This window comes from Lysinibacillus sp. GW823-FHT06C08 (assembly GCF_058795135.1).
This window is the reverse complement of record NZ_JBXAHN010000006.1, coordinates 163,921-190,250: the sequence shown is the minus strand read 5'-3', so window position 1 is coordinate 190,250 and position 26,330 is coordinate 163,921. Positions and strand designations below refer to the sequence as shown.

Genomic DNA, 26,330 nt, shown 5'->3' with positions numbered 1-26,330 from the left:
TTCCAAATTGTCAACATGATACGATTTATGAGAATTGCTGAAGAAAACTAGAAAAGAACTAGTAAAGGTAAGTAATTTAGCATATATTTTGAATTTAAATAGAAGTATAATCCGAGTGTTTTTAGGCAAAGTAAAACCAAACTCTAATACATAATTGACTTCCTGACGATACATTAGTAGAGAAAAAAGTAGAGCATTATCCGAAATATTTTTCTAAGCATGGAGGAATAGAAATGCAAATATGGATTGATCGATGGACGCAATTATTAAAACAGCTTGAACAGCAAGGTGCTTGGATTCATCCACTGGAGATAAAGCCTATGGCTACTGTGCATGAATTATCAATGGTAGAGATGTGGCTCGGCGTTCCGATTCCTTCTGAGTTCCGTGATGTATTACTTCATTGTTCTCGACAAGTGGGGGTATATTGGTCTTTACCTGACGAGGCACTACTTCCTATTGAGCTGGAAGACACACCTTCAGGTGATTTTGGCTGGAGCTTGGAAGAACTCGAATTCCCTGATTTTGGCGGAGACAGTGATAATGCAAAAGAACAACTATACCTACAATTTCATACGACTGGCAATGGTGATGCACTTCTTATTAAGATTGAGGATGGTTCCGTTTGGTATTGGAATCATGAGGGGGGTGAGTATGACCTTCTTGCCTTGAATTTTAAAGATTATGTAGAGAGAGCTACAACTTTAGGATGCATAGGGGCAGATTGTGGACAGTATCTACAGTTTTGTAGTGAAGGTGGACTAGATTTAAGTCTGACCACTTCTCAAATCTGGCTAAAGTGGTTTGAACAATATTTAACTTCAACGTGGGAGAACGTTATGTATCAACTGGATACTTTACTCATATATGTGTCGATGCATGGTATGAAGGATACTAGGGTTCGAGAAGCATTTACACGGTTAAATACTGGGAAAGTGTTTGCCGCACTTCAAAATCAAATTGAACAATCACGGCGTTTAGTAGATAAAGAAGTATGGTGCAAAGTGCTAGTTGAGGTTTGTGCAACAGAGGCAAGTCATTGGGTGATGACACTTTGGGAAGATCAAAATGATTTGCCTAATAGTATTAGAGATTACTTAACCGCCTACTGTCTACCAGAAGAAGTGGGGTTATCACTTGTTCTTCAAGATATTGAAAAAAGGAGAATTGAATCTTATACAGCTTTACATCGACTACGTCATTTTCATAACCCAAGAACAATAGCATGGATGAAACGTTATGTTTCTTTTCCGATAGAGGGGTGGGATACGCTTTTAGTAGAATCACAGCCGAGTGCAGAAACTTTATTTGAGTGGTTGAATGGTAGGGAAGTAGAGCGTCAAATAGCAATACGAGCCGTATGCCAAATGTTGCAGCAAGGAATTAAACCGACAACTTCAGTGGATATGGAGAAATGGCTGTCATTGCTTACGTTTTGGAAGGACAATGAAGTACTACGAAAACATAAACAATTTTTTAGCCAAGCTCTAGAGGGCATTGAACTTTGGTGAAATCTAATAATTGTAAGGAGGAGTAATAATTGAACAATTTCACTATATTCGCTTCTATGAATAATACAAAAGAAATCGAATGTAAGATTTTCGATGTTTTTAGTAAAGGTTTTGCTATTGAAAAAAATGAAGATAACTATCTTATAAAATCCAAAGCACTATTTAACAAATATAAATTGATGGTTAGGGTGATGTCTGAAGATACAAACTCAGAATACTTTGTGAATAATATCCCTGGAATGATGAGCTATTACAACAGTATTCCATTTGAAGATAACCATTTAAAAGAATTAGTTTTAACGCAAATTTCTGTGTTAAATACAGTAATTGCGATCGAATGTGAAAAAGAAATAAAGGGTGAACAAATGCAGTTATGTTTGAGCCTGCTATTAACCATTGGAGGAATTGGATTTTTACCAAATGGTACCTTGTTAGACAAAGAAGGTGCAGTCATTGTTTATCCTGATGGGCAATCAGGGCCATCCAACTTTAGGCCTTATGCTTGTACACAGAAGGTGAGGGGACAAGAGGCGACATCGGAAGAAGGTCATCAAAGAAAGAATAAAACGATAGCGTATTTAAAAGAAAACGGTATTCCATACACAGATTCACTCCCGCAACTTCCGCCAATTGGAGCTTGTCAGCTTAAAGCCAAAGAGGATATTGCTAGGAGAGCTGTAGCTTTACTAATTGTTATTCAATTTGCTTGTGATGTGGCACAAGGAGAAAATGTTGAAGAATCAAGAGATTTCTTCATCAATATGTTGCATAAATATGAAGTGGAGGCAAATCTAACGGACAATGAAAGGGCCTTTTTATATGACCAACAACCAAATGCACAAGAAGCCATTAATATTTCATGGCAATATGAAGCTTATTGGATACTGATTTGGGTACTGGGATTTGTTAAAGAGCTTGATTTTCCTGATGAAGTATGTGATTGTGAGTACGCTATTCAAGTTATTTCTAACTGCGAAACGTTTGAGCAATTTTATCTTCAAATTATGATGCGTAGTCAGAAAGAAATAATGGATGAAGCCGACAAGATATTCAGATTACACTGGGCGTGCGTAGATAGTCGTATACAAGAACGACCGGCTCCTGTTGGAATGAATGAAAGTATTGTTATGGAAAGACGTAGAGCCTTATTCTGGTTGATCGGTCATCAAAATGAAGAGTGGGAAACGATATCAATGGATACTTAGAAAGTAATAGCAAACTAGGATACTAGTTTGCTATATTTAAAGGTCATTTTACATAGGTTGGTTTATTCACCTTATCAATTAAAAGAATACCATCGTATTGATCGCGTGGAACAAGGCTTTCTTGTATTACTCCCCAGCTATAGGATAGGCGAGGTTCAAACATCCATGAGTTACCACGTTCATTTTGACGATTACGTAAATCAATGAATGTGTAAGGTTTGTTGGCTGAGGATACAATATCTTCGATAGATCCTTTTATTGGTGGTAAAACGGGCATCGTCTCGCCCATATTATTGGCAGTTTCTCCGCTAGTCATATATAGACCTAATACATAGCTATATTTTTTGTAGATGTCTGGTAAACGTTCACCCATTAATTTAACTGGATATGGGGAGCCCATTACATCTGATTGAGCCTTACGAATATGGTCATTATGCGCCCAAACAATAAACTTTTCTGTTGGATACACTTCTTCAGCTAGCCAAAGTAAGTTCTCCATCATCGCCTGATCACGCCACTCCATTGTTGTTAAAAACGATTCATATTTATTTTGCTCCATCTCGATAGTGGATTGAATTGTTAGCTCTACATATTCGTCTGCCAAACGGATACGATCTGCTAAAGTGCGCTCCATCAGCTTTACTATTTGAAGTTCATTCGGATAAGCTTTTTGAAGCTCCTTTTCTTTCGTCTGAACTTGTGCTTTTACTTGTTTATAAACGTTAATAATAGCCGTTTTTTCTTTCTGGTAGCCTTTTACATCTTTGCTAGAGCTCCATTCTGCGAGTTGCTTTTCCGCGTCACTGAATTGCTGAGCCAATTGAGGATTTTGCAACCAATTCCCATTCGTAAATGCCCCTTGCTGTTGAATATCAAAGCCTGCTAGAACAAGAGGTTTTTCTGTAGCTTGAGTTGTTTTTGCGTATTCAAAAAGAGGCAATGTTTCTTTTGTCCACCATACTCCAAAAATAGCATCCTTCATCGTTTGTAGTGCAGCTTGTTTATCAATTTTTCCTTGGGCATTCATGACATCGCCCAGACCACTTTCGAAGGCTAAAACATTGTAACCCATTTCTTGATGTAAAAATTGTATTAAACGAGTTTTAGCGAGATTAAACTGTGCGACCCCATGAGAGCTTTCACCTAAAAAGACAATTCGTTTATCATGTAATAATGGCTTTAGCATTGCTAGGTCCTCAAATTTATTAGAAGGGATTTTCTGAGAACTAGCTGGTTCCGGCTGAATGGAAGTCAAGCTGTAAGCATGATCATTCACCCATTTTTTCCAATCCTCTAATGTTTCAGTAGTAGTCCTAGCCTGTTGAACCGCTCCGTATTTTTCCTTCTCTTTTATCGCAGGGTCAGCTGCTGAAGCATTAGTTATGCCACTGAATACGATTAAACTTGTCAGTGCTGTACTTAATAAAGCTTTCCGTTTTCTATAATGTTTCATTGAAAATCAGCCCTTTTCTTTATGTTGATCCTAAGTATAAGGGGCAAAGTTTAAAGCATAGGAGGAGTTTGTTTAAATTTTGTTTAAATTTGGATTGATTTTAAAAAAAGAAAGCATCTCCATTTAAATGGAGATGCCAATAGCTATTTATAATGATACGTACTAGCTCTAACGTGATTTCGTTGAATTTGGTTAAACCATGCCCGATCCTTTTCCTCTTGATTTAAGGTACCAATAATAGAGGAGGAGCAGCTCACGCAAATTTTCGCTTGAGTAATTTGTCCACATCTTTCACAAGGTGCGCCTAAATTTGGGAAAATCGAATTTTTTAACTTTCCGGCTTTAACCCATTTATACAGCAGCTCAGACGAGACACCTGTCAACGTCACAACCTCTTCATTTGTTAAATAACGATTATTTTTTCTTAATAAAAAATGATGCAGTTCTGAAAAAATATCCTCTTCTCTCACATCTATCTTTTTTTGAAATAGCAACATAACTAGTCCTCTCCTCGTCACATCAATTCATGCTTTCTTTAACGGTTATAGGTTGTTCATCATATTTATAATTTTCCCAACGATTGCGTGCTAGCTTTCGATATTTTGGCGAGACATTCTTATCGGCAATTAATCTAGAAAATCCTTTTTTAGCTTCTGTCATATCACCAAGTCGGAGGCTTAGCTCGGCATGTAAAAATTGAATTCGCTCTCCACCTTCCTGGTTAGATGCAAATGATTTACTGTAAAAATCTCTAGCGGCAAAAAGGTAGCGTTTTTCAGATTCTTCGTCGTTTTTCAAACGATATAACCAGGCAATTTTTAATGCGAAATTTGCCATCAAAAGCGATTCTTCCATTGATGCGCGAGATACTAGATAGGCCAGCTTAAAGCTTATAATGGCATCATCGATTGTACGTTCCTGACAGATATTCATAGGTTTCTGTAGCTCTTTAATGTATAGTTCATCTATGAGCTGCATGAAAGGTCCGTATGTCCGCGTCATGGATTTATGGAAAGCAAAGCCACAATGTGGGCACACAGCAACTTCATACAGCAAAGGGTTTAGGCCATTATAGACGGGCATGAAATCTGTTTGTTCCTCGATAATTTTATATCGATTTGGGCGTACTTTATACGTTGTAAAATGCTTTTTGCAAAATTTACAATCTACGCTACTTTCATAGTAGTAGATGTTAAATGCCATAAGAATCAACTCCTTTGCATGCTCTAGAATTAGTATTTCTTTTGTTCTATTTAAACGCAATCGATAATCGTTCAATGTATTTAATTCATTATCTATCATTTTAACAATTCTGTGTTCTTTGGTATACTCCTTTAGAATTATTAAATTAAAAATTATTCTTACATTTTTAGTTAAATATCATTAGAAATAAGCTTGTAATAGTATTTATCGGTGTAGTTAAAGTAAGTTATATAGGTCAAGAAAAGTTTGTCGAATTATGTACAATTTATTTCAAGGAATTTCGATTGTATAGTTCAAAAGTTATGTGCGAGAGGATGAAGTAAATGACATTTAAAATAGTGTTTTTTGATGTGGATGGTACTCTGATCAATTATGAGGATGGCGCTGTGGAAGAAAGTACAAGGCAGGCCATTCACCTACTACAGGATAAAGGGATTCATCTAGTGGCTGCGACAGGAAGGCCATTGTCCATGTGTGAAGAGCTGAAAAGTTTGGGAATTGAAACCTTTATTACGGCAAATGGAGCATATGTGAAGCACAAGGATGTTGTCATACATAAAATTCCGATTGATAAGGGCATTGTTCAAAATGTTCAAGCTTTTGCACAGCAACAACAGCATTCCTTAACATTTTTTACAGAACAACTTACGATGAATGCTATTCAAAATCCGTTAGCTTTAAGCGCGATGCAAGAGACATTGTCTTTACGTGATTTTCCCGTTAGAAATGACAGTATTATAGAAGAAGAGGTTTTTCTTATGTGTCTTTATGCAGATGAGCAGACTGAAAAAAGATTAGCTTGTCAATTTTCGAATATATTACGGCAACGATGGCATCCTTATATTGTGAATGTCTTACAGCAGGATGTGTCCAAGTCGATAGCTGTGAAGGCTGTACTGGATTATTTTGAGATTAATTCTAAGGATGCAATAGCTTTTGGAGATGGAGAGAATGATATAGATATGCTAGAGCAGGTTGGCCTCGGGGTTGCCATGGGAAATGGGAGCCAAGCTCTAAAAAATGCTGCAGATTTTGTTACAAAGAAATCCATTGAAGGTGGCATAGATTTTGCTTTACGTCAGCTTCACATTATTTAACGACATATTTGCTTGAGCAATTTTTTAGGGATACGGTTATGACTGTATAGAAAAGGTGTTAGGTGGTCGGAAAATGGCGCAGCATGTGCAATCTCTAATTGAACATTACGGGTATTTTGGCATCATTGTAATCCTAATTGGAGGCATTGTTGGGTTGCCACTTCCTGATGAAGTATTTTTAACTTATGTAGGCTATAGTGTTTATCGAGAAAGTCTTGAACATATCCCAGCGTTAGTAAGCGCCCTGATTGGCGCCATGGGAGGTATTACTTTAAGCTACTATATCGGCCACCGATTTGGCTTACCGCTCTTGCAGAAATATGGGCCAAAATTTCATATAACTGAGCAAAAAATTGATTTTACTAAAAAAATGTTTACGAAAGTAGGTCCTTTTTTATTAATAGTGGGCTATTTTATTCCAGGTGTACGCCATCTGACAGCTTATATTGCGGCTATTAATAATTATCCCTATAAGAAATTCGCATTCTTTGCTTATACAGGAGCATTTATTTGGACGTTCACATTTATAACATTAGGAAAAGTATTAGGGGAGAAGTGGCGATTCGTCGGTTACTATTTGTCCCATTACAGTATTTATGTCATCTTACTGTTTGTCCTTGTCATGTTAATCGTTTATTATTTATTGAAAAAAAGAAACGTACAAAAGTAAAAGTCGGTATGATTCGTACCGACTTTTTGTTATGGCAAAATGGCAAATGATCGAACAGGGAATCCAGATGCTTTTTCAGGCTTAGGTACAATATTAAAAATAATAGCCCCTTTTGGAGGAAGCTTGTCCAAATTAGTCATAAGCTCAATTTGATAGGTGTCTTGATCAAGGACAAAATATTCTCCATCCAATTTGCCGCTTTGACGAAAATCAGTAGCAGAATCGGTATCAAAAGTTTCATGACCGATTGCACTTACTTTACGTTCCTTGAATAAAAATTGTAATGCCTCCAAGCCCCAGCCTGGAAGATGATTATGGCCATCCACATCTTTATTATTGAATGCTTCTTTATCGGGCCAACGCTTACTCCAATCTGTTCGCAGTGCCACAAAAGTACCTTCTTCTATTTGTCCATGTTGTGCCTCGAATTCTAGAATATCTTGGACACTGAGCGTAAAGTCATGATTACTAGTAGCTTCTTGTGATTTATCAATAACGATAAGCGGGAGAACGAGCTCCTTTAGCTCTAGTTCATCTAGAAAACGAGTATCTCTTACAAAGTGAACAGGTGGGTCAATATGTGTTCCATATTGTCCGGGAAAAGTAAACTGCTGTGCGAAAAAACCGTCATCATGCGAGAATAATGTTTCAAATTTAGCATCTTCAAACATAAAAAAATGAGGTGAATGTGGGCCGAAGGTATGTGTCAAATCGACCCATTGTTTTGATTTTAGTAAGTGCAATGCTTCTAAAAGTTCGTTAGACATTTAATTTCCTGCTTTCTAAAAGTAATGGTAAATAAAAAAGAGTCCTCTATAGAAGAGGACTCCCTGAATCATACGTGGGTAGTTCGTCTTCTCATCTTTCAGGCTTAGATTTTGCCAAAAGGAATTAGCACCATACTGATTGAGCTGGTTGCTGAGACTTCATCGGGCCGATCCCTCCGTCTCTCTTGATAAGAAATAGAATATAAGAATTTTCAGAAATAATAGTACAAATACTTTAGCATATATTTTTATAGTTTACAACTTTTATAGGATTACAGGGTTAAAATTTTTATTTACCAATTCAAAATTAACGTTACTCTACAGCAACCACTATCCATAAGCTGTATTCTAAAATTATCTGGTGTATAGTTGGTTTCGAATTTTGTAGTGACGCCTGTGGATGTAATCAATTTTTCGACCTCTGTTTTATTTGAAAGTTGTGCAGCATTTTTTAAATCATGGGCAAATTGTTGAGAGCTATCAATTTTATCCGTAAGTAATTGTGCTTGCTGCATAATCGCCTTTATCCGCGTAGCTGAAGATATTAATTTTTGTGTATCAACAGGGGGAAAGGCACTATTACTGGTCGGCATTGCTAAATGTTGAGAAAAGGGTCTAGCTGCAAGGTGATGGGCTGTCGATGGTATTGGGTAATGGTAGGGGTGAACAAAATACGGATAAGGATTATAATACAATTCAATTCCTCCTATCCAAAAGCTGATATCTTATCTTATGTATCATGATCTTTTTAGGTGTTTGGATAAAGATAGTCCTGTACAGGAGTGTAAAACATAATATGCTACATAAACAAAAAAGGAAGCCATGGCAGCTTCCTTTACGTTCTTTAGCCAAGAACATTTAATACATCGTCTATTTTTTTGCTATGTGATAGGATTCCATAATTCATCCACGTTAAAAAATCCACCTCATAAACACAGCTGCTCTTAACTGCTCTTAGGTTTTTCCACATAGAAGATTTTAAAATAGTACGCTCTTCATGCTCATAAATGGAGTGTTGCTTGTCGAAGGTGATAAACAAATGATCAGCGTCTAGCTGTAGCAGTTGATCTGATGTCAGATGAGCTTTACGCTGGTTAAGCGGTATTTTCCATACTAATGGATGAGGCGTTAAGCCCAAGTCACGATATAGGATTGGCCCTGTATAGCCGCATTCAGGGCCAGCATACAGTGTAATGCCAATGGCCGAAATGCGAAGAAATGCAACACTTTGCCCATAAACGGATTTACCGAGAATTCGTCGAGCCTTCTGTACCTTATCCTCATATTCCATGATAATGTCTTGCATCATAGAGGTTTTCCCTGTTAAATCAGCAATTTTAAAGAGAGTCGATTGCCAGTCCTCCCCAGGGTGGTTTAGGTGACAGATTGGGGCCAGCTTATTTAAATGAAGACAAGTTTCCCAACGCTCTATACCAGCATCTAACATAATTAAAGTTGGTTTATAGTGAAAGAGACGATCCACTTCTCCAAACTGTACATCGATATCGGGAACATCCTGCAAACCTAAATAGTCTTGTTTTCCCCATTTGGAATGACTGAATTGAGCAATGGGTGTAATCCCTAAAGCTACAAAGAAGTCCTCTAAGAACGGTGCAAATACACGTACATTATTGCTCTGACTTCGTCGATATTGCCCTGGGGAAATACCTACATGCTCTTTAAAACGACGATTAAAATAATATTCGTTATTAAAGCCAATGGACTGACTAATTTCAAAGACACGATCATTAGTTGTCATTAATAACTGTTTGGCCTTTTCAATACGTATACTATTTAAATAATGAAGAGGAATCTGCCCCGTAATATCTTTAAAAATACGAGAGTAACTCCATCTTGGAACTTCTGCTAGTTCTGCTAACTGTTCAACAGTCCAATCCCTTCCAAAGTATTTGTGCAAATATTGAATAGATTGCTCTACAGATTGACGATCATTTTGTAGTATAGGCTTCGGTTGGTTTTGTTCAAAAATAAATAGCATCAATTCTTGAAAACGAACATGCTGCTCAAAAATAGTGTGTTCATCCTTTGCTTGACGACACCGATAAATAGCTTCTAATAGTTTATTGCATTGAGAGAAAGGAAGGAGACGTAGTTCTCTAACACTTGTAAAGAGACTAGTAGGAGCATGGGATTCACTAAGATAGATCGTGTTAAATGTCAATTGGTACATGCAGAGAGGCTCATCGGCAGTGTGAATTTCGACATGGCTATTAGGTGGAATAATCACACATTTTTCTTTCATAAGGTGGATAGTTTCATGATTTGTCTTAAGTGTTCCGTTTCCACTAATAAGGATGAAAAGCGAAAAGTATGTATGGCTATATGACTGCATATTCACTGACAGAATAGTATATGAAATAGTTTGTAAATGATAGATTTGTGTTAAATTACCCATTGTCCACGCACTCCTAAGTAAAGTTTAAATTTGGAAAACAACAGAAAGAAAGCCCCCTAAAGAGCTTTCTTTTGTAAATTATTTCACGAACCATTTCTCAAGATCATCATATTTTCGTAGGTTTGCAGTAATGGCACCAGACTGCCAATAAGTTCGATCGGCAATATAAACTTGTCCATTTTTTACAGCAGGAACTGCTTTCCAAAGTGTACTATCTAACCATTTAATCGCCTCTTGATTTTCTTCAGTTTCCCAAGTGCCATTTGAAGGGAAGAGTATAATATGATCAGCATCTAATTCTGGAATAGCTTCTTCAGACAAGACCTCTTGGAACTCTGTCATATCACGAGCTAATGGATGTGGAGTTAAACCAGCTTCCGTATAAATGTAGCCCGTGTAACGATTCTTCATTCCGAATAATGCCAATGTTTTATCGGCAACATTTAAACGAACAACGGCAACAGTTTCGTCACCAACTGATTCATCTAACTTAGCTTTTAAATTAGTAACACGTTCCTCATATTTATCAACGATTTCATTTGCTTTCTCAGGGATATTTAAAACATCAGCTATCGTTTTCACAATCTCACGTGGATCTTGTAGTATTTCTTCTTTTAAGCGATAAGTAGGCGCAATCTTAGAATATTCTTCATACTTTGCCTTATCTGCCGCACCATCTACAATGATTAAATCTGGCTTAGCTTGAAGTAACGTTTCCATACTACCTGTAACGTCAAACTCAGGTACGTCTAAACCTAAATAATCTTGTTTACCCCAGGATGGGTGATACCATTGCACAACGGGTTTGACATCTAAGGCAGTTAAATAATCTTCCATATAGATGGCTGCTACTCGCTGTGGATTTGTTGGAATTGTTACTTCACCAAACCCATCCTCTACAACTCGTGTATCTTCTTTTGTTGGATTCTCACTCTCGGAATTTGTTTGTGCTTCATTTGAACCACAGGCACTTAAAACGAACATCAGTACAAGGAAAAGTACAAATGTAAAATATCGACTGATACGCATGGCAATTCACTCCTATAAATTTACTAAAACAGATTGAATGTTATCTTAATTTAGAATGATAATCATTCTCGTTTGATTCAAATAAATTATAGGATACAACATAAAAACAAACAATACATATTTTCTACATCTTTTTTATACAAAATGAAGTTTAGAGCACTATTGTTTCTTTTTATCAAAAAGTAGCCATAAGAGTGTAACGACCGCTGCAAGCATAACCATAAAGAATCCATAAACAGGCGTGTGTGCTAATGATTGATGACGAATAATTACGCCTCCAATATAGGAACCTAAAAAGATGCCTACGTTAAAAGCAGAAATATTTAATGCTGAAGCCATCGAAATGGCAGATGGCACATATTTTTCGGACAGGAGAACTGCATATAATTGCAATCCTGGGACATTCATGAACATAAATAACCCCATTGTCAGTACCATGATTAGCCCTATAATCGGTGACTCAAGAGTGAAACCAATGCCAAGTAACGCCAAGGCAAGTCCCACAAAAATAATAAAGATGGATCGTAATGGATGTTGGTTAGCAAAATGGCCGCCTAGTGTATTACCAATAGCAACGCAAATACCATAGACAACTAGAATAATGATTACGGCATGTGGCGAGTAACCCATATATTGTTCTAAAATGGGTGAAACATAGGTGTAGACAACAAAAGCCCCACCATAGCCGATTGCAGTAATGAAAAGTATTAATAACATGCGGATATTGCCTAATACTTTGCCAATATCGTGTAAAGAAATGGGATTACCTTTAGATAATTGATTAGGTACTAACAAAGCATTACTTATTAAACCGATAATTCCTATCATGACAATAAAAATGAACGACATACGCCAGTCTGTTATTTGTCCAATAAATGTACCAAGTGGGACACCTGTCACAGTAGCTAATGTTAATCCCGTAAACATAAAGGCAATAGCACTTGCTCGCTTATTAGGTTCAACTACATCAGCAGCTATAACAGAAGCGATCGACATAAACACACCATGTGCTAATGCAGAAATAATACGACCTATAATCAATATGGAGAAAATAGGTGCGATAGCTGCAGTTAAATTACCGATTATAAAAATGGTCATAACAAGCAATAATACAGTTTTTCGACTAAGGCGAGATGTGAAGGCTGTTAATAATGGAGCTCCAATAGTAACGCCCAGTGCGTATATAGAAACAGTTAATCCAGCTGTACTTAAAGATATACCGAAGTCATCCGTAATTAATGGTAGAAGCCCAACACTGATAAATTCAGTGGACCCTATACCAAATGCACTGATTGCAAGTGCTAATAAAGTTAATGTAGCATTTGGCTTTTTTGATTGTGACATACTAAAACAATCTCCTTTGATTTTTTTTATCGAGTGTAGTACTATTCATACATACCAAAAAGGCACGTAGAGTACTTTTAGTTACTTTTGAATATTACAGGGGGTTTACGATGCAAAAAGTTTATAATATTGGTGTTGAAGCTACACTTGAAGTTATTGGTGGTAAATGGAAACCAATTATTCTTTGTCATTTAAACCACCATGGTAAAATTCGTACAAATGAATTTCGGCGATTGATTCCGGGGATTTCACAAAAAATGCTCACAAATCAATTGAGAGAATTGGAGCAGGCTGGATTAATCCATCGAAAAGTATTCAATCAAGTACCACCAAAAGTTGAATATTCCTTAACGTCTTATGGACACGGTATGGAACCTATTTTGAACATGCTTTGCACTTGGGGCGAAAAGCATGTTGAATTATTACAGGATAAAGGTGAAGATGTACTGTTAAAACAACGTGATGAAGATATCGCCATGCAGCAAACATCGTAATGAGGGGAGAAAGAGACTGTCATATTGAAGACAGTCTCCTTTCCTTTTACACAGCTTATAAAGCAAAGTCGAATTCATTTGGATTAGGTCCGACACGTTGTTCAAGATTCATCGCACTGATGATAGTCATTTCCTCATCTGTTAGCTGAAAGTTGAAAATATCAGCGTTTTGCATCATACGTTCTCGACGTACAGATTTAGGAATAGTGATAATGCCATTTTGTACATCCCAGCGTAAAATAACTTGGGTATTTGATTTACTATATTTTTCTGCTATTTTTGAAATGGTTGCATCTTCAAGAAGTCCACCTTGCATTAATGGTGCCCAAGCCTCAAGTTGAATTTCGTGCTTGTCGCAGAATGAACGAAGCTCAGCTTGCTGTAAACGTGGATGGAATTCCACTTGATTCACAACCGGCTTCATACGTGCAAATGATAGTAAGTTTTCCAAATGCGCAACAGTAAAGTTACAAACACCAATTGCTTTGATTTTACCTTGATCATATAGGTCCTCTAGCGCTTTCCAAGATTCAGCATACTTATCTTTCCCAGGCCAATGAATCAGGTAAAGATCTAAATAATCCAGCCCTAGTCTTTCTAGGCTTTCCTCATAGGCAGTAACAGTTTCCTCATAGCTTAATCCATCGTTCCAAACTTTTGATGTTATAAATAAATCTTCACGTTGCAGGTTAGTTGATGTTAGCGCCTGTTTAATACCTTCCCCGACACCAGCTTCATTGCCATAAATTGCGGCAGTATCGATGCTGCGATAGCCAACCTCTATAGCATTTTTAACCATCTCAGCTGTAGCATCATTCTCTACTTGAAAAACACCTAACCCCATTCCAGGCATTTGTAGCCCATTGTTTAATGTGATTTTATCTTGTAAATGAGTAATCATTTTAAGTCCTCCATGTTTTGTGATTGCTTGATTGCTTTTTTATTATGCTGCTAACATGCCTTCTAAAAAAGTACGCACTTTTTTGTGTCATAGAAACGTAGAGGTAACTTTTGTGAGCTAACAATGGCTAGAGGGATAAAAATATTTTCATTAAATTAGTAAGCCCCTTTAATTGACCACATCTACTAGTCGGTGTGCCAAGATAATTGCCATGCATGGCTTTATTTCAGTAATAAAAGGAAATGTTTGTTCGATGGAGAATATATGTAGTAATACTATAAAAAGGGGTTTGGTAGATGAATCGTTTAAATTTAATTACATTAGGTGTTAAAGATATGGTAGAGTCTCTCGCTTTTTACCGAGAAGGGTTAGGTTTTGAGGTTGTAGTTTACGGAGAGGAAACAAATCCTGATGTTATGTTCTTTAATAATGGAGGGACAAAAATATCACTTTTTCCAATTGAAAGATTGGCTAAAGATATTAATGAAGCAAACCCACCTGAAATTGGTCATGGCTTTGGTGGAATCACTCTTGCTTATAATGGTAAATCAAAAGAAGAGGTGGACAGTATTTTTGCATTAGTCAAAAAGGCTGGGGCAAACATTGTTAAAGATCCCGAAACTGTATTTTGGGGTGGTTATAGTGGCTACTTCCAAGATCCGAATGGCTTCTATTGGGAAGTTGCTTACGGCGATATGTGGCAGTTCGATGAGAACGATATGCTAATTATTCAATAAAAGTAATAGGTATCTCACATAATAAGAGCAGCTATTTGGAATAGGTGGGGGATTCCTGTAGAGTAACAACTCCCGCGAAAAGCGACGATATTACGATACATCATTATAAAGAGAAGACTGTAGACAAGCTCAATATTTTTAAGAGTTTGTCTACAGCTTGAAAATAGCAAGTGTACTACTTTTTGTTATTGAGCGATATAGTGATACATTTAACAGTAATTTCTTCTCATTAAATCCACAAAGTTTTGCGCGGCTTTTGATAGGTAATGATTTTTCAGCCATACGAGTCCTACAGAGGTGGATAATTCTTCTGACGGTATTTTGTATGCATGAAGTGGTAAATCACCATATTGCTTTAGAATAGTTTCAGGTACGATAGAGGAGCTAAATCCCGTAGCAATTAAATTCATTAAAAGTGCGGTATCTGAACATTCACCCACGATATGGGATTGTAATTGAAAGCGTGAAAAGGCTTCTAATATTGAATAGTGAACGCCTAACCCTTCAGTACTTGGTAAAAGGAGTGGCCAATTTTGAATTTCTGCCAGTGTCACGTCATGTTCTAGTCGATCATTTTTGTCGGATTGAATAAAGTAAAATGGCTCTGTATACATATGAAGAACAGAGAAATCATCTAATTCTAAAGGTAATCGTATGATAGCCAATTCTACTATACGGTCTCTAACAAGCTTACATAGATAAGAGGATTCATTTTGCTGGATCTTATAAGTTACCTTAGGATAGTGTTGTTGAAATTGATGTAATAATGAAGGGAGCTCAACTACTGAAAACGTATTAATGCCTAATGTTAATCGTCCATGAATGCCCAATCCTACATCTTTAACTTCCGCATCAGCTTCCTCCATTAATTGAGCTACCTGTAGTGCGTATTTATATAAGGTTTTTCCAGCCTCAGTGACTTTGAAATATTTTCCACTTCTCTCCACTAGTTTTGAGCCTAGTTCTTCCTCCATCGCTTTTAAATGTTGGCTTAATGGAGGCTGAGAAATATGTAGCCTTGCGGCCGCAGCAGAAATCTTTTTTTCCTCTACAATCGCAATGAAATATCGTAGTTGTCGAATATCCAATTAAAAGTACACCTCCTTATTATTCGGAAAACCTAAGTAAAACATATTTTTTTAATATTTTTCATATAGTTAGTGCCATGTTAGCATATTTGTATAAAAGAAAAAAGGAGATATGTCTCCATTTTCTCGCACATATGTGTGAAAGGGACAACTACTATGCCAACTAAAACCGTATTTCCACTTCTATTAGTTTATATGTTTCTCGCTATGCTTGGTGCAGGTCTTGTCATACCGATTCTCCCACAGCTGCTGATTGAGTTCGGTGCAAGTGGTAAAGCAGCAGGATATTTAGTATCTGCTTTCGGATTAACACAATTTTTATTTTCACCAATAGCTGGGAGGTTTTCTGATAAGTATGGCCGAAAGCCAATGATCATTGGTGGTCTAATTTTGTTTGCGTTATCCAATTTAGTTGGAGCTTTAGCAAGTAATTTCACCGTTTTTCTTATTTCACGTTTTATTGGGGGGATTGGATCAGCAGCATTGGCTCCTTCTATAATGGCTTACATCGTAGATATTACCACCGAAAACGGTGAAGGTTTTACTAGCTCATGGTGCGGATATGAGTATTGAGTATGGCTGATTTAGATGGTGTGACGCCATTGCAGCATACCCAGGAAAAGGGATTTAAAGAAATCGCCAATATCCTTGCTTATGAAAGCTTTAATAAATTAACTGAGTCGGATAAAACCCAACTAAAAAAGGATTTCTTTCAAGCTGAAACTCAGGGGGAAGCTACACAAGTTACGGACATTTTAAATAAAGGAATCGATAGTAATGTTGCTGATGAGCAGGGAAGAACGGCTGCTATGATTGCAACCTATGGAAATTTCCCCGATGTTGTAAAAGTTTTGATTGAGCATGGTGCTGACATTAATAGAAGAGATCACATGGAAAATAACCCTTTCCTTTATGCAGGCGCCGAAGGTTACTTAAAAATTTTGAGGCTAACGATTGAGGCAGGAGCAGACCCTACCATCTTCAATAGATTTGGAGGGACTGCATTAATTCCAGCAGCAGAGCATGGTTATGTAGAGAATGTTCAAGAAATTCTTGAGCATACAAATGTCGATGTAAACCATATGAATAAACCAGGCTGGACGGCATTGTTAGAAGCAATCGTCTATGGGGATGGTGGCCCAAAATATCAGGAAACTATTCATGTATTGATTGAACATGGAGTGGATGTTCATTTGGCAGATGCAAAGGGAATCTCTCCCCTTCAGCATGCACAATCTCTAGGATTTCAGGAAATTAGCAACCTTCTTATTCAAGCAGGGGCAAAACAATAGATAGGTTTACGGAGTGGAATGTTCGATTCGAGCTACAACATTCTGTAAACAGAAAACGCAACTTTTTCAAGCAATAAAAAGTTGCGTTTTTTCACGCCCTCATAAGAAAATAAGTAGAAGATTACCATATAATGACCATGTATGGAATTTATCTTGTACTTCATTTTAAGATAAATGTATAATGCAAAATATGGTATTTTAGTATATCTTTCAAATAGACAAAGGAGGGTGAAACATTGATTCGTATATTATACATAGAGGATGAAAAGGAAATAGGACATTGGGTTAGTAAAGAGTTAACTGAAAGGGGCTATGAAGTAACATGGCTAGAGTCTGGAGATGGTATTGAGCAACATATTGCCTTAAATGATATTGCCATACTGGATGTGATGTTACCTGGGTTAGACGGATTTTCCATCGGGAAAAGAATTAAACGGGAAAATAAAGAACTGCCGATTTTAATGCTATCGGCGAGAACGGCAGTCGAAGATAAAATAGAAGGCTTGAATTTCGCAGATGATTATTTAACAAAGCCTTTCCATCCAGATGAATTAGGAGCAAGGCTTGAAGTATTACTGAGAAGATACCAAAAAAATGATGATGTGCTAGAACTACAGCATCTTAAAATGTATACAAAAGATATGAGAATTATTAATACATTGACTGAAGAAGAAATTCTCTTGACGGGTAAACAGTTTTATCTTTTACAGTATTTTATTCGCCACCTCAATCAAATTTTAACGAAAGAGCAACTCTATGAGGGCGTTTGGGGTGAAAGCTATATCGAAGGTGATAAAACATTGATGGTACATATTCGATATTTAAGAGAAAAGATAGAAATAAATCCCGCAAAGCCAATGATTATCGAAACGATTCGAGGGATTGGGTATAGGGTGAAACTATGAAATTCTTCCGATCGCTACTAGCTAAATATATGTTGATCATTATATTAGCCTTATCGATTGTTCAAATTTCTTATATGGGGACAGCTATGTTTGTATTAGGAATTACGAAGACAGGGGTAGGCGAGTTTTCTAGTAAGGTCCTTTTGGAAAGTGAAATTGAGGAGCAATGGCACGCTCAGTCTAAAAATATAAACAATGTATCAAATGATGCCATTACCCAACTTTTTCAAAAGTGGCAAGAGCAATTACCCACGGCTTCTATGTTCTGGGTAAGTGAATACGGGACATTATTGACTACGGTAAATGTGCAGGAGGAGCTTCCAGCAAAGTGGACACCTGCATTTACTACTAAATTTATAAAACAGCGATATGGAGGAGACCCATTTACTGTTATTGCTTTCTTAGGTGATGATGTTTCCAATGGCTTTATTGTGTTAGAAGTTCCAAGAAACGTATTTAATCCACCACTTATCAATATTTATGAAAACTACGGTAACCTCTTATTTTTTGGTGTGATTGCGATTATTCTATTTTTCATTGTCGTATCATTGTTATTTTTCAAAGGAATCCGAAAGAGACTTTTACATCTTCAAGATGCCATGGAAATACGGGATGTAGATGGTTTACCTATTGAAATCCATGTGAAAAAAAAGGACGAAATTGGGCAACTGGAGCATAGTTTCAACAGAATGGTTTGTGAGCTGAGAGAAAGCAAACAGCGTCAGCAAAAAGAAGAGCAACTAAGACGAGAGCTAATTGCAAATCTTTCACATGATTTGCGGACACCTTTAACAAAGGTAAGAGCTCAATCTTACTCCATTAGCAAAGAAACATTGTCAGAGGAAGGTAAACAGGCTTTACGGGCGATGGAAACATCTATCGTGAATATTGATGCTTTAATTGAAAATTTAATGTCCTACACATTGCTCATGGCAAGTAAATATAAATTTGAACCGAAAGAAATCAATGCTATTCGTTTTGTTCGAGAGCACCTGACGACATGGTACCCAGTTTTTGAGCGTGAGGGATTTACCATAGATATTGAGCTACAAGCATTTGAACATCATGAATGGTGTGTAGACCCCATTTGGTTAGGGCGTATATTAGATAATCTCTTCCAAAATGTACTGCGACACGCCAATAGCGGGAAATATATAGGTGTGAAAACAGAGTCGACAGCGAGTTATACGGCATTTATTATTGAGGATCATGGAAATGGTATGAAAAATGAATCGAATGCAAAAGGTGCAGGGATTGGCCTATCCATTGTAGATGTTATGGTAAAGGGCATGCATTTAGAGTGGGATATTTGTTCAGATCCATCGGGTACAAAAATTATAATAAAACATGCAAATCCATCTGCGAAGCTTGATCAGTAAAAGCTCGCAGATTTTTTTATGGAAAAAATGCATTTTTAAACAAAATTTAAACTTAGCCCTTACCTGTTTTTAAACTTCCATTCTTATGATAGTTAATGAGGTGAGGATATTGGAATATATCGTACAAACACAAAATTTATCAAAATACTTTGGAAAAGAACAAGCTGTATCAAATATAAATTTGCAAATACGCAAAGGAGAAATTTACGGATTTTTAGGACCTAATGGAGCGGGGAAAACAACAACGATTCGCATGCTTCTTGGTCTAATGAAACCATCCTCAGGGACAATTAAAATTTTTCAAAAGGACATTGCGAAGGACCGTACTCAAATTTTAGCGAACGTAGGCTCATTAGTTGAAAATCCATCTTATTATCCACATTTGACAGCCTATGAGAACTTGGAGGCACTACGAAAAATACTAGGTGTGCCAAAAACTAGAATCGATGAAGTTCTGCAAATTGTCCGTTTGAAGGAAGTTGCTAACAAGAAAGTAAAGGGCTTTTCACTAGGAATGAAACAACGTCTTGGGATTGCGGCTGCTTTATTGCACAACCCAGAGTTACTCATTTTAGATGAGCCAACGAATGGTCTCGATCCTTCAGGTATTATTGAAATTCGCAATTTAATTAAAAGACTACCGAAGGAATACGGCATGACCATTATTATTTCCAGCCATTTATTATCAGAAATCGATCAAATGGCTACACAGGTAGGCATTGTTTCTAAGGGAACATTGATTTTTCAAGATTCCATTGAGGAAATGCGTAAATTTGCACAACCAAAGGTTATATTTAAAGTTAGCAATAGCGAAAAAGGATGGCGTTCTCTTTTAGCAAATGGCATTAAGGCAGACTATCAGGATGGTGTCATTTTCTTAGAGGAATGCTCTGACGAAAAAGTAGCCCATATTGTTCAGGTACTTGTTCAGGAGGGCATTTCGGTATTTCGAGTAGAGGAAGAGAAACGCTCATTGGAGGATATTTTCCTGCAAATGACGGCGGGAGAGCTAGTGCTATGATGGGTAAATTATTAACTGCTGATTTTTTAAAAATTAAACGCAAAGGTTTATGGTTTTTAACACTTTTAGGTCCCGTTGGTGTAGTTGCTCTGCAAATGGTCAATTACGGTGTGAGGAAAGACTATCTTTTACAGCAGAGCGAGGATGATTGGGGTTATTTTTTACAAAACATTCATTCCTTTACACCGCTAGCCATTGTACTAGGTATTGCTATCCTAACATCATTCATGGCGAGTATTGAAAACGAGACAAATGCGTGGAAACAGCTCATCGCCTTACCTGTTTCTAAATTATCCGTCTATTTATCTAAATTTACAGTATTGGCGATTCTGTTATTTTTGTCTTCAACACTGTTGATGCTTTTCACACTGAGTTACGGACTATTTTTAAGCTTAGGTGAACCGATACCTTACTTAGAGCTCGCCAAGTATAGTTACTTCCCAGCTCTAGCAGCATTGCCAATTCTAGCTCTCCAGCTGTGGATTGCAAGTGTTTGCCGTAATCAAGGGATTCCTATTACTGTAGGTATTTTCGGAGTGATTTTTGCCTATTCTTCCTATGTTTTACCAGATTGGATGATATGGAAATGGCCGTCGTTGATGAATCAATGGGATGAGCCGATCATCAATGTCATGTTAGGAGTAGGAATAGGTATTTTCCTCTATATGGTTGGCATGATTGATTTTGCAAGAAGGGACGTGAAGTAAATGACGGCTATACTGCGAGCTGAATGGTTTAAGTTACGTAAATCAAAGATGGTACCAATCATTTTAGCAGGACCCATTATTGGCCTATTTATCGGATTATCAGCCAATTTAGAGGATAATATGTCAGGAGTACCAATCAATGAATGGTATATTGCTTTGTTCTCCATGAATTTAACATATGCTTTATTATTTTTACCACTTATTACGGGGGTCTTTGCTAGTCTCATCTGTAGGTATGAACATCAATCTGGTGGCTGGAAGCAGCTATTAGCATTACCTGTAACGAGGGGGAAAGTATTTGTCGCTAAATATGTGTTAATTGTACTGCTTGTTATGGCGATGCAGATATTGTATTTATGTTCAGTTTTTACAGTTGGGATGATCAAGGGCTATACGGATCCTTTTCCAATGGAGATTGTGTGGAAAAGTATTGTGGGAGGATGGGTAGCGACATTGCCTTTAGTAGCCCTTCAATTATGGATGTCGATTATGTTTAAAAGTTTTGCCGCTCCTTTTGCAGTCAATGTGGTATTTACATTACCCTCTATTTTTGCTATTAATTCTGAACGTATTGGACCTTACTATCCTTGGGCACAGCCCTTTTCGATGATGTATATTGGTGGCAGCACAGACGATGTATTTTTTGTACCATGGGAGCAATTGTTAACAGTTGTCGGTGGTGGCTTCATCCTATTTTTCCTTGGTGGGTATTACTACTTCCAACGAAAAGCCATTTAACCTTAAGGGAGAATTGACATGAAAATGAAACGAAGTTTGAGAATATTAACTACATGTATACTACTAGCAGTTTTAGCTGGCTGTGGACAGGGGGCGGCTGTCAAAGATATCTCACAATATAGTAGTGAAATAAAAGATATTACTATACCTGATGATGTAAAAATTATTGGATTTGGAGAGGCAACACACGGAAATGTGGAATTCCAAGCCTTAAAAAAGGATCTATTTGAAGCAATGATGAAGAATGAAAATGTTCGAGTCTTTGTTTTAGAGGGGGATTTTGGAGGAGCCCAACAAATAAATCAATTTATTGTCAATAGTGTTGGCACGGCGCAAGATGCTATTAAAGCACTGGATTACGGCATTTATCAAACTGAACAAATGGTGGACTTTGTCCAATGGATGCATGACTATAACTTAACAGCCAAGGAGGAAGATAAAATTTATTTTTATGGTAATGATATGCAACGATATGATGATAGCAAAAAGGGCTTACTTGATTATTATGCGGATGTCGATGCAGAAACGGCTAAGCAGTATACGGCTCAGCTAGAACATGTGTCCAACAAAACAATGAGAGATTTATCGAATAGCCAGTTAGTAGAGCTTGATAAAACAATCGATGCCATCATCAAAGATTTACAATCAAACAAGGAAGCCTATGAGAAAAAGTCATCAAAGGATGCCTTCTCTTTTGCGGCGCAATATGCACAAATTTTAAAGCAACGTACGCAATTGTTTTTAAACGATGGTAATTACATGAATTTACGTGATGAATACTTAGCTAAAAATTTACAATGGATTGTTGATCTCGAAGCGACGAAGGGCCATGATAAAGTATTGATGTCTGGTCATAATGGCCATATAGATAAAACGTCTGCTACAATGGCAGGTTATAAGTCGATGGGACAATATTTAAATGAGCACTATAAAGATCAATACTTTGCCATTGGCACGGATTTTGTGACAAATACATTCCAAGCACCGAATGGGTCTGGTGAACGTAAGGAGTATACGATAGAACATCATAACGCTCTAGTGGATGCTTTTAGTGATATCCATGACAACATCTTTTATGTGGATTTTGAAAATGCTAGTCAATCAGAAGAGCTATCAAATATCCTTACAAAGGAGCAAAGAATGGGCAATATAGGCGATGATTTTCGTCCTTGGTATAAGCTTACAAAAATGCTTTATACCATTAAAATGACACCTGCAGATGCATATGACGGTCTGATAATTGTACAGGAAGCAACGCCAACAAAAGTAACGGATTAGTCAAATATAGTAATTTGGCATGGAGTATAGAGGATACGCGGCACTCATGTGTGAACCGAGGGCTGACTTTACTTACTAACGTATTGTTTACCTCTAATTTGTTAAAGCTAACAAAGAGGAGGTGTGAAACGATGGCACAAGAAATTCTATGTGAAGTCAATAACTGCACATTTTGGGATTCTGGAAACAAATGCACAGCAGAAAAAATTTATGTTGTCAGCCAGAAGGGACAACATGCTTCCAACAGTGAGGAAACTGACTGTAAAACATTCGAACCTGAAACGCATTAATGAAAAAAAGGGGTAGCCACTTATATGGTTACCCTTTTTCCCTGTCTTTATTAATAAGCATCGACCTTTTCTTTATTAAATAAAAGTTCATGTGCAGTTTTTACTTTTTCCTCTACATAATCCAATGAGTACTTACCCACCGAATCTGTTAAATCTCCAATTGCCCGCGACAAGTTATCAATGATCGGGATTAATTTATGCATTTCCGTGCGGTCTTTTTCTTTGTGCATCTCATCCATAATTTCATATGCAAGACGCTGAATTTTCCTTAGTCGCAATTTCTCAGAGTGCATGGAATCCTCCTTATTGAACCAATTTATGATGTCTAAATATATGAAGAACAAGAAGGTTTCATGAATGACTTTTAATAAAAGTAATTGTTAGGATCGTTAAGAGATAAGGAAATTTCCTTTATACCCATATCAATTTTCGACTCTTCCACATTGGATACATTTAATTTCAATATTCGTTCATGATAAAATTCCTCTAAATAATTGCGGTTAATCGAATCTAAAAGTATATGGCTTTGTTTCAAATGCTGGATCAGTTTATCGGTATTAACCTGTCTTGGTAAAATAATATGGCTATGCATACAGATTTCCTGAGAAGCCTTATACTTTGCCAAATGGGTTGTTACCGATTGTTGAAGTATGTTAGCTCGTATGGCATAAGACTCGCTGACCTTCTTTTGATAACGTTCAAACATGCCACTTTTTAGGTATAGTTCTAAAGCTGCCTGGGAAATCATCGAGCTATCAATATCAGTGGTATTTTTATATTGCTGAAATGTCTGGATGAAGTTGTCTGGTAAAACGGCTAGCCCAATACGTAAACCAGGAAACATGATTTTAGAAAAACTTTTTAAATAGATGACATACTGCTGTGTATCATCTGTAACAATGGGATCTATTTTCGAATTTTGCTCGAAATCCGCTAAATAATCATCTTCAACAATGTATACTTGATATTGATATGCAAGTTTACGGATCCTATCTTTTTCCTGCTTGCTATATGAAGTCCCTAGAGGATTGTGCAAGCGAGGCATCGTGTAAAAAAACTTAATGTCGTGATGACAAAAAATGCGCTCTAATTCATCTAGATCAATACCATCTGTTGTTCTTTTAATGCCGATAGCGGGAATTCCATAGGTTTTCAAATAATCCATATACAAATGATAACTAGGCTGCTCTACTAAAATGGTTGAACGACCATTTGGGAATGGCATAATACTTAGCAAAGACAGAGATTGTTGGACACCAGAGGTGATAAATATATTTTCCTCTTTTGTGAACACTTGATAATTAGTTAATAATTTTTTGGCTTCTTTTATGAGAGATGGTAAGCCTTTCGGTGTCCCGTATCTAAATAGGTCTGCTTGGTATGTATCGATTGCCTTGTTGATGCAATGTTGAAAATCTTGGTACGGGAAAGCATGCCAGCTAGGTGAGGAGGTAGCGAAATCTATATGGTCTTGAACCTGTGGCTGAAAGGGTACTTGATGGTCAACAACATAGTAACCGCTTTTCGGTAATGCATAGATAAGATGCTGCTCCTCAAGTTTTTTTAAAGAAGTTAAAATAGTACTTTTACTGCAGGAGTATTGCTGTGATAACTGGCGGATTGAAGGTAGCTTTGCACCTGATGGAAGAGTGCCTGCCTGTATTTGAGTCATAAGCTGTGAATAAATCCATTCATATTTAAGCATATATAACCTCCAACGCATCTGTATCGGTACAGATGTGTTTTTTTCATATCGTCAAATGGTGCTCTTTTTTATACGATAACCATACCGGCCGGAATTGATGGAGAAGGAGCATTATCGTATGTCCAAAAAAAGAAAAGCCTATATAGCAGCGATTTCGTATGCATTGATCATTGGGCTTTCATTCCTATTTGTGAAAGTTACATTAACAGTGGCGAGCCCTGTGGATACATTAGCTCATCGTTTTACCGTTGCTTTCATCGGCATTGTTATTTTACTAGTATTCACGAAAAATAAGCTAACAATAAAAAAACAGGATCTATTAAAAATTTTACCTTTAGCCATATTGTATCCCATAGCTTTTTTCACGTTTCAAGTGCTTGGACTTGCTAGAATTTCCTCATCAGAGGCGGGAATTATTCAAGCAACGATTCCTATTTTTACATTAGCACTAGCAGGTTTATTGTTAAAGGAAAAAGCAACTCGTGGACAGTTTGTTGCCATTTCTTTTTCTGTACTTGGTGTGATGTATATGCTAATGATGAACGGGGCAAATGCAACTTCTGGAAATGTTATTGGCAGTGGATTTATTTTACTTTCAGCAATTGCGGCATCTATTTATAACGTCTTTGCAAGAAGGCTTACAAAGCAATATTCTTTACTGACATTAACATATGTCATGACATTATGTGGATTTGTCATTTTTAATGGGATAGCTGTTGGAGATCATATGTTGAAGGGCACTATCCATGATTTTTTTCAGCCATTTCTACATGTTGATTTTATTATCGCCATTTTATATTTAGGCCTGTTATCCTCGCTCGGCACGTCTTATTTATCAAATTATGCTCTATCTATATTAGAGGCCTCTAAAATGAGTGTTTTTAGTAATTTGGCTACGCTTATTACTATATTTGCGGGTGTTTTATTTTTACACGAAACCTTCCAGACGTACCATTTAATCGGGGGAGTAATGATCGTTATGGGTGTTATAGGAACAAATTATTTCGGCATGAAGAGGGTAGAAAAAAATGAAGAAATATAGCCTTTTATTATTGATAAGTTGTAATAGAACGGGTATGGAATTCACAGTAAGAAAGCCT

Annotated in this window: 28 protein-coding genes and 1 riboswitch; of the genes, 16 read left to right on the top strand and 12 right to left on the bottom strand. The window is 37.0% G+C overall.

All coding sequences use genetic code 11. From position 1 onward, the window contains the following. Window positions 1-233: 233 nt before the first annotated feature. Both AC1Q6O_RS15445 and AC1Q6O_RS15440 read left to right on the top strand, forming a co-directional pair. On the top strand, window positions 234-1,511 hold the full coding sequence (locus tag AC1Q6O_RS15445; RefSeq protein ID WP_107922337.1) for an SMI1/KNR4 family protein: 1,278 nt from the start codon (window positions 234-236) through the stop codon (window positions 1,509-1,511). A 29-nt stretch (window positions 1,512-1,540) separates the two neighbouring features. After that, entirely contained in the window at window positions 1,541-2,716 is a 1,176-nt protein-coding gene (locus AC1Q6O_RS15440) for a DUF4272 domain-containing protein (protein ID WP_089985858.1), read from the top strand. A 43-nt stretch (window positions 2,717-2,759) separates the two neighbouring features. Here AC1Q6O_RS15440 and AC1Q6O_RS15435 read toward each other — a convergent pair whose 3' ends face one another. The 3 genes from AC1Q6O_RS15435 to AC1Q6O_RS15425 form a co-directional block, all read right to left on the bottom strand. After that, window positions 2,760-4,169 carry an erythromycin esterase family protein gene (locus AC1Q6O_RS15435; protein WP_492401651.1) on the bottom strand — a complete coding sequence of 470 codons (1,410 nt, stop codon included), beginning with the start codon at window positions 4,167-4,169 and terminating at the stop codon, window positions 2,760-2,762. A 143-nt stretch (window positions 4,170-4,312) separates the two neighbouring features. Next, window positions 4,313-4,666 carry a hypothetical protein gene (locus tag AC1Q6O_RS15430; RefSeq protein WP_012295965.1) on the bottom strand — a complete coding sequence of 118 codons (354 nt, stop codon included), beginning with the start codon at window positions 4,664-4,666 and terminating at the stop codon, window positions 4,313-4,315. Window positions 4,667-4,688: 22 nt separating this feature from the next. Next, the gene (locus AC1Q6O_RS15425; RefSeq protein WP_346037526.1) at window positions 4,689-5,471 is read right to left on the bottom strand and encodes a DUF2225 domain-containing protein; all 783 of its coding nucleotides are present in this window, start codon (window positions 5,469-5,471) and stop codon (window positions 4,689-4,691) included. Between the two features lie 224 nt (window positions 5,472-5,695). On the opposite strand from AC1Q6O_RS15425, the gene AC1Q6O_RS15420 reads away from it, so the two are divergent. Together AC1Q6O_RS15420 and AC1Q6O_RS15415 are read left to right on the top strand one after the other, a co-directional pair. Continuing rightward, on the top strand, window positions 5,696-6,469 hold the full coding sequence (locus AC1Q6O_RS15420; RefSeq protein WP_090002110.1) for a Cof-type HAD-IIB family hydrolase: 774 nt from the start codon (window positions 5,696-5,698) through the stop codon (window positions 6,467-6,469). A 73-nt stretch (window positions 6,470-6,542) separates the two neighbouring features. Beyond that, window positions 6,543-7,139, top strand: a complete 597-nt coding sequence (locus AC1Q6O_RS15415; RefSeq protein ID WP_089985855.1) for a DedA family protein — start codon at window positions 6,543-6,545, stop codon at window positions 7,137-7,139. Between the two features lie 29 nt (window positions 7,140-7,168). Here AC1Q6O_RS15415 and AC1Q6O_RS15410 read toward each other — a convergent pair whose 3' ends face one another. The 5 genes from AC1Q6O_RS15410 to AC1Q6O_RS15390 form a co-directional block, all read right to left on the bottom strand. Then, window positions 7,169-7,906: a cyclase family protein gene (locus tag AC1Q6O_RS15410; protein WP_090002108.1), complete on the bottom strand. Its 738-nt coding sequence runs from the start codon at window positions 7,904-7,906 to the stop codon at window positions 7,169-7,171. An 88-nt stretch (window positions 7,907-7,994) separates the two neighbouring features. Further along, a riboswitch (SAM riboswitch) is annotated at window positions 7,995-8,101 on the bottom strand. 98 nt (window positions 8,102-8,199) lie between these two features. After that, on the bottom strand, window positions 8,200-8,601 hold the full coding sequence (locus tag AC1Q6O_RS15405; protein WP_090002106.1) for a YuzC family spore coat inner layer protein: 402 nt from the start codon (window positions 8,599-8,601) through the stop codon (window positions 8,200-8,202). A 149-nt stretch (window positions 8,602-8,750) separates the two neighbouring features. Further along, window positions 8,751-10,322: a helix-turn-helix domain-containing protein gene (locus AC1Q6O_RS15400; protein WP_090002104.1), complete on the bottom strand. Its 1,572-nt coding sequence runs from the start codon at window positions 10,320-10,322 to the stop codon at window positions 8,751-8,753. A 78-nt stretch (window positions 10,323-10,400) separates the two neighbouring features. Then, entirely contained in the window at window positions 10,401-11,351 is a 951-nt protein-coding gene (locus AC1Q6O_RS15395) for an ABC transporter substrate-binding protein (RefSeq protein ID WP_089985851.1), read from the bottom strand. A gap of 159 nt (window positions 11,352-11,510) precedes the next feature. Next, entirely contained in the window at window positions 11,511-12,695 is a 1,185-nt protein-coding gene (locus AC1Q6O_RS15390) for an MFS transporter (protein ID WP_090002102.1), read from the bottom strand. 110 nt (window positions 12,696-12,805) lie between these two features. On the opposite strand from AC1Q6O_RS15390, the gene AC1Q6O_RS15385 reads away from it, so the two are divergent. Then, window positions 12,806-13,189 (top strand): winged helix-turn-helix transcriptional regulator, encoded by a 384-nt coding sequence (locus AC1Q6O_RS15385; RefSeq protein ID WP_008175386.1) that lies wholly within the window; start codon window positions 12,806-12,808, stop codon window positions 13,187-13,189. 55 nt (window positions 13,190-13,244) lie between these two features. On the opposite strand, the gene AC1Q6O_RS15380 is transcribed toward AC1Q6O_RS15385, so the two are convergent. Further along, window positions 13,245-14,090, bottom strand: a complete 846-nt coding sequence (locus tag AC1Q6O_RS15380; protein ID WP_090002100.1) for an aldo/keto reductase — start codon at window positions 14,088-14,090, stop codon at window positions 13,245-13,247. A 296-nt stretch (window positions 14,091-14,386) separates the two neighbouring features. On the opposite strand from AC1Q6O_RS15380, the gene AC1Q6O_RS15375 reads away from it, so the two are divergent. Further along, complete coding sequence (locus AC1Q6O_RS15375) at window positions 14,387-14,827, top strand: VOC family protein (protein ID WP_090002098.1); 441 nt, start codon at window positions 14,387-14,389, stop codon at window positions 14,825-14,827. 209 nt (window positions 14,828-15,036) lie between these two features. Here the strand turns inward: AC1Q6O_RS15375 and AC1Q6O_RS15370 are convergent, their stop codons facing one another. Then, entirely contained in the window at window positions 15,037-15,915 is an 879-nt protein-coding gene (locus tag AC1Q6O_RS15370; RefSeq protein WP_090002096.1) for a LysR family transcriptional regulator, read from the bottom strand. 138 nt (window positions 15,916-16,053) lie between these two features. On the opposite strand from AC1Q6O_RS15370, the gene AC1Q6O_RS15365 reads away from it, so the two are divergent. From AC1Q6O_RS15365 to AC1Q6O_RS15325, 9 genes are all read left to right on the top strand, one after another. Continuing rightward, a complete protein-coding gene (locus AC1Q6O_RS15365; RefSeq protein ID WP_309599048.1) occupies window positions 16,054-16,488 on the top strand; it encodes an MFS transporter in 435 nt (144 codons plus the stop codon). Window positions 16,489-16,490: 2 nt separating this feature from the next. Next, the gene (locus tag AC1Q6O_RS15360; protein WP_090002092.1) at window positions 16,491-17,207 is read left to right on the top strand and encodes an ankyrin repeat domain-containing protein; all 717 of its coding nucleotides are present in this window, start codon (window positions 16,491-16,493) and stop codon (window positions 17,205-17,207) included. A 236-nt stretch (window positions 17,208-17,443) separates the two neighbouring features. Continuing rightward, the gene (locus tag AC1Q6O_RS15355) at window positions 17,444-18,112 is read left to right on the top strand and encodes a response regulator transcription factor (protein ID WP_008175372.1); all 669 of its coding nucleotides are present in this window, start codon (window positions 17,444-17,446) and stop codon (window positions 18,110-18,112) included. Next, entirely contained in the window at window positions 18,109-19,491 is a 1,383-nt protein-coding gene (locus AC1Q6O_RS15350) for a sensor histidine kinase (RefSeq protein ID WP_008175370.1), read from the top strand. The genes AC1Q6O_RS15355 and AC1Q6O_RS15350 overlap by 4 nt, the downstream gene beginning before the upstream one ends. A 109-nt stretch (window positions 19,492-19,600) precedes the next feature. Next, on the top strand, window positions 19,601-20,512 hold the full coding sequence (locus tag AC1Q6O_RS15345; protein WP_008175369.1) for an ABC transporter ATP-binding protein: 912 nt from the start codon (window positions 19,601-19,603) through the stop codon (window positions 20,510-20,512). Next, entirely contained in the window at window positions 20,509-21,219 is a 711-nt protein-coding gene (locus AC1Q6O_RS15340) for an ABC transporter permease (RefSeq protein WP_090002090.1), read from the top strand. Before AC1Q6O_RS15345 ends, AC1Q6O_RS15340 begins: the two co-directional genes overlap by 4 nt. Beyond that, entirely contained in the window at window positions 21,220-21,957 is a 738-nt protein-coding gene (locus tag AC1Q6O_RS15335; RefSeq protein WP_008175366.1) for an ABC transporter permease, read from the top strand. It begins immediately after the preceding gene. Between the two features lie 18 nt (window positions 21,958-21,975). After that, window positions 21,976-23,235, top strand: a complete 1,260-nt coding sequence (locus AC1Q6O_RS15330) for an erythromycin esterase family protein (RefSeq protein WP_008175364.1) — start codon at window positions 21,976-21,978, stop codon at window positions 23,233-23,235. 131 nt (window positions 23,236-23,366) lie between these two features. After that, complete coding sequence (locus tag AC1Q6O_RS15325; protein ID WP_004231699.1) at window positions 23,367-23,525, top strand: DUF1540 domain-containing protein; 159 nt, start codon at window positions 23,367-23,369, stop codon at window positions 23,523-23,525. 50 nt (window positions 23,526-23,575) lie between these two features. Here AC1Q6O_RS15325 and AC1Q6O_RS15320 read toward each other — a convergent pair whose 3' ends face one another. Together AC1Q6O_RS15320 and AC1Q6O_RS15315 are read right to left on the bottom strand one after the other, a co-directional pair. Further along, a complete protein-coding gene (locus AC1Q6O_RS15320) occupies window positions 23,576-23,818 on the bottom strand; it encodes a hypothetical protein (RefSeq protein WP_008175353.1) in 243 nt (80 codons plus the stop codon). A 71-nt stretch (window positions 23,819-23,889) separates the two neighbouring features. Then, window positions 23,890-25,230: an aminotransferase-like domain-containing protein gene (locus AC1Q6O_RS15315; protein ID WP_089985842.1), complete on the bottom strand. Its 1,341-nt coding sequence runs from the start codon at window positions 25,228-25,230 to the stop codon at window positions 23,890-23,892. Between the two features lie 118 nt (window positions 25,231-25,348). Here AC1Q6O_RS15315 and AC1Q6O_RS15310 point away from each other — a divergent pair, with 118 nt between their 5' ends. Further along, complete coding sequence (locus AC1Q6O_RS15310) at window positions 25,349-26,272, top strand: DMT family transporter (RefSeq protein WP_089985841.1); 924 nt, start codon at window positions 25,349-25,351, stop codon at window positions 26,270-26,272. Window positions 26,273-26,330: the final 58 nt, after the last annotated feature.

Coding starts and splice junctions, on each gene's coding strand:
- AC1Q6O_RS15445 (WP_107922337.1), top strand. CDS start 234: ATGCAAATATGGATTGATCGATGGACGCAATTATTAAAACAGCTTGAA.
- AC1Q6O_RS15435 (WP_492401651.1), bottom strand. CDS start 4,169: ATGAAACATTATAGAAAACGGAAAGCTTTATTAAGTACAGCACTGACA.
- AC1Q6O_RS15430 (WP_012295965.1), bottom strand. CDS start 4,666: ATGTTGCTATTTCAAAAAAAGATAGATGTGAGAGAAGAGGATATTTTT.
- AC1Q6O_RS15425 (WP_346037526.1), bottom strand. CDS start 5,471: ATGATAGATAATGAATTAAATACATTGAACGATTATCGATTGCGTTTA.
- AC1Q6O_RS15420 (WP_090002110.1), top strand. CDS start 5,696: ATGACATTTAAAATAGTGTTTTTTGATGTGGATGGTACTCTGATCAAT.
- AC1Q6O_RS15415 (WP_089985855.1), top strand. CDS start 6,543: ATGGCGCAGCATGTGCAATCTCTAATTGAACATTACGGGTATTTTGGC.
- AC1Q6O_RS15410 (WP_090002108.1), bottom strand. CDS start 7,906: ATGTCTAACGAACTTTTAGAAGCATTGCACTTACTAAAATCAAAACAA.
- AC1Q6O_RS15400 (WP_090002104.1), bottom strand. CDS start 10,322: ATGGGTAATTTAACACAAATCTATCATTTACAAACTATTTCATATACT.
- AC1Q6O_RS15395 (WP_089985851.1), bottom strand. CDS start 11,351: ATGCGTATCAGTCGATATTTTACATTTGTACTTTTCCTTGTACTGATG.
- AC1Q6O_RS15390 (WP_090002102.1), bottom strand. CDS start 12,695: ATGTCACAATCAAAAAAGCCAAATGCTACATTAACTTTATTAGCACTT.
- AC1Q6O_RS15385 (WP_008175386.1), top strand. CDS start 12,806: ATGCAAAAAGTTTATAATATTGGTGTTGAAGCTACACTTGAAGTTATT.
- AC1Q6O_RS15380 (WP_090002100.1), bottom strand. CDS start 14,090: ATGATTACTCATTTACAAGATAAAATCACATTAAACAATGGGCTACAA.
- AC1Q6O_RS15375 (WP_090002098.1), top strand. CDS start 14,387: ATGAATCGTTTAAATTTAATTACATTAGGTGTTAAAGATATGGTAGAG.
- AC1Q6O_RS15360 (WP_090002092.1), top strand. CDS start 16,491: ATGGCTGATTTAGATGGTGTGACGCCATTGCAGCATACCCAGGAAAAG.
- AC1Q6O_RS15350 (WP_008175370.1), top strand. CDS start 18,109: ATGAAATTCTTCCGATCGCTACTAGCTAAATATATGTTGATCATTATA.
- AC1Q6O_RS15340 (WP_090002090.1), top strand. CDS start 20,509: ATGATGGGTAAATTATTAACTGCTGATTTTTTAAAAATTAAACGCAAA.
- AC1Q6O_RS15335 (WP_008175366.1), top strand. CDS start 21,220: ATGACGGCTATACTGCGAGCTGAATGGTTTAAGTTACGTAAATCAAAG.
- AC1Q6O_RS15330 (WP_008175364.1), top strand. CDS start 21,976: ATGAAAATGAAACGAAGTTTGAGAATATTAACTACATGTATACTACTA.
- AC1Q6O_RS15325 (WP_004231699.1), top strand. CDS start 23,367: ATGGCACAAGAAATTCTATGTGAAGTCAATAACTGCACATTTTGGGAT.
- AC1Q6O_RS15320 (WP_008175353.1), bottom strand. CDS start 23,818: ATGCACTCTGAGAAATTGCGACTAAGGAAAATTCAGCGTCTTGCATAT.
- AC1Q6O_RS15315 (WP_089985842.1), bottom strand. CDS start 25,230: ATGCTTAAATATGAATGGATTTATTCACAGCTTATGACTCAAATACAG.
- AC1Q6O_RS15310 (WP_089985841.1), top strand. CDS start 25,349: ATGTCCAAAAAAAGAAAAGCCTATATAGCAGCGATTTCGTATGCATTG.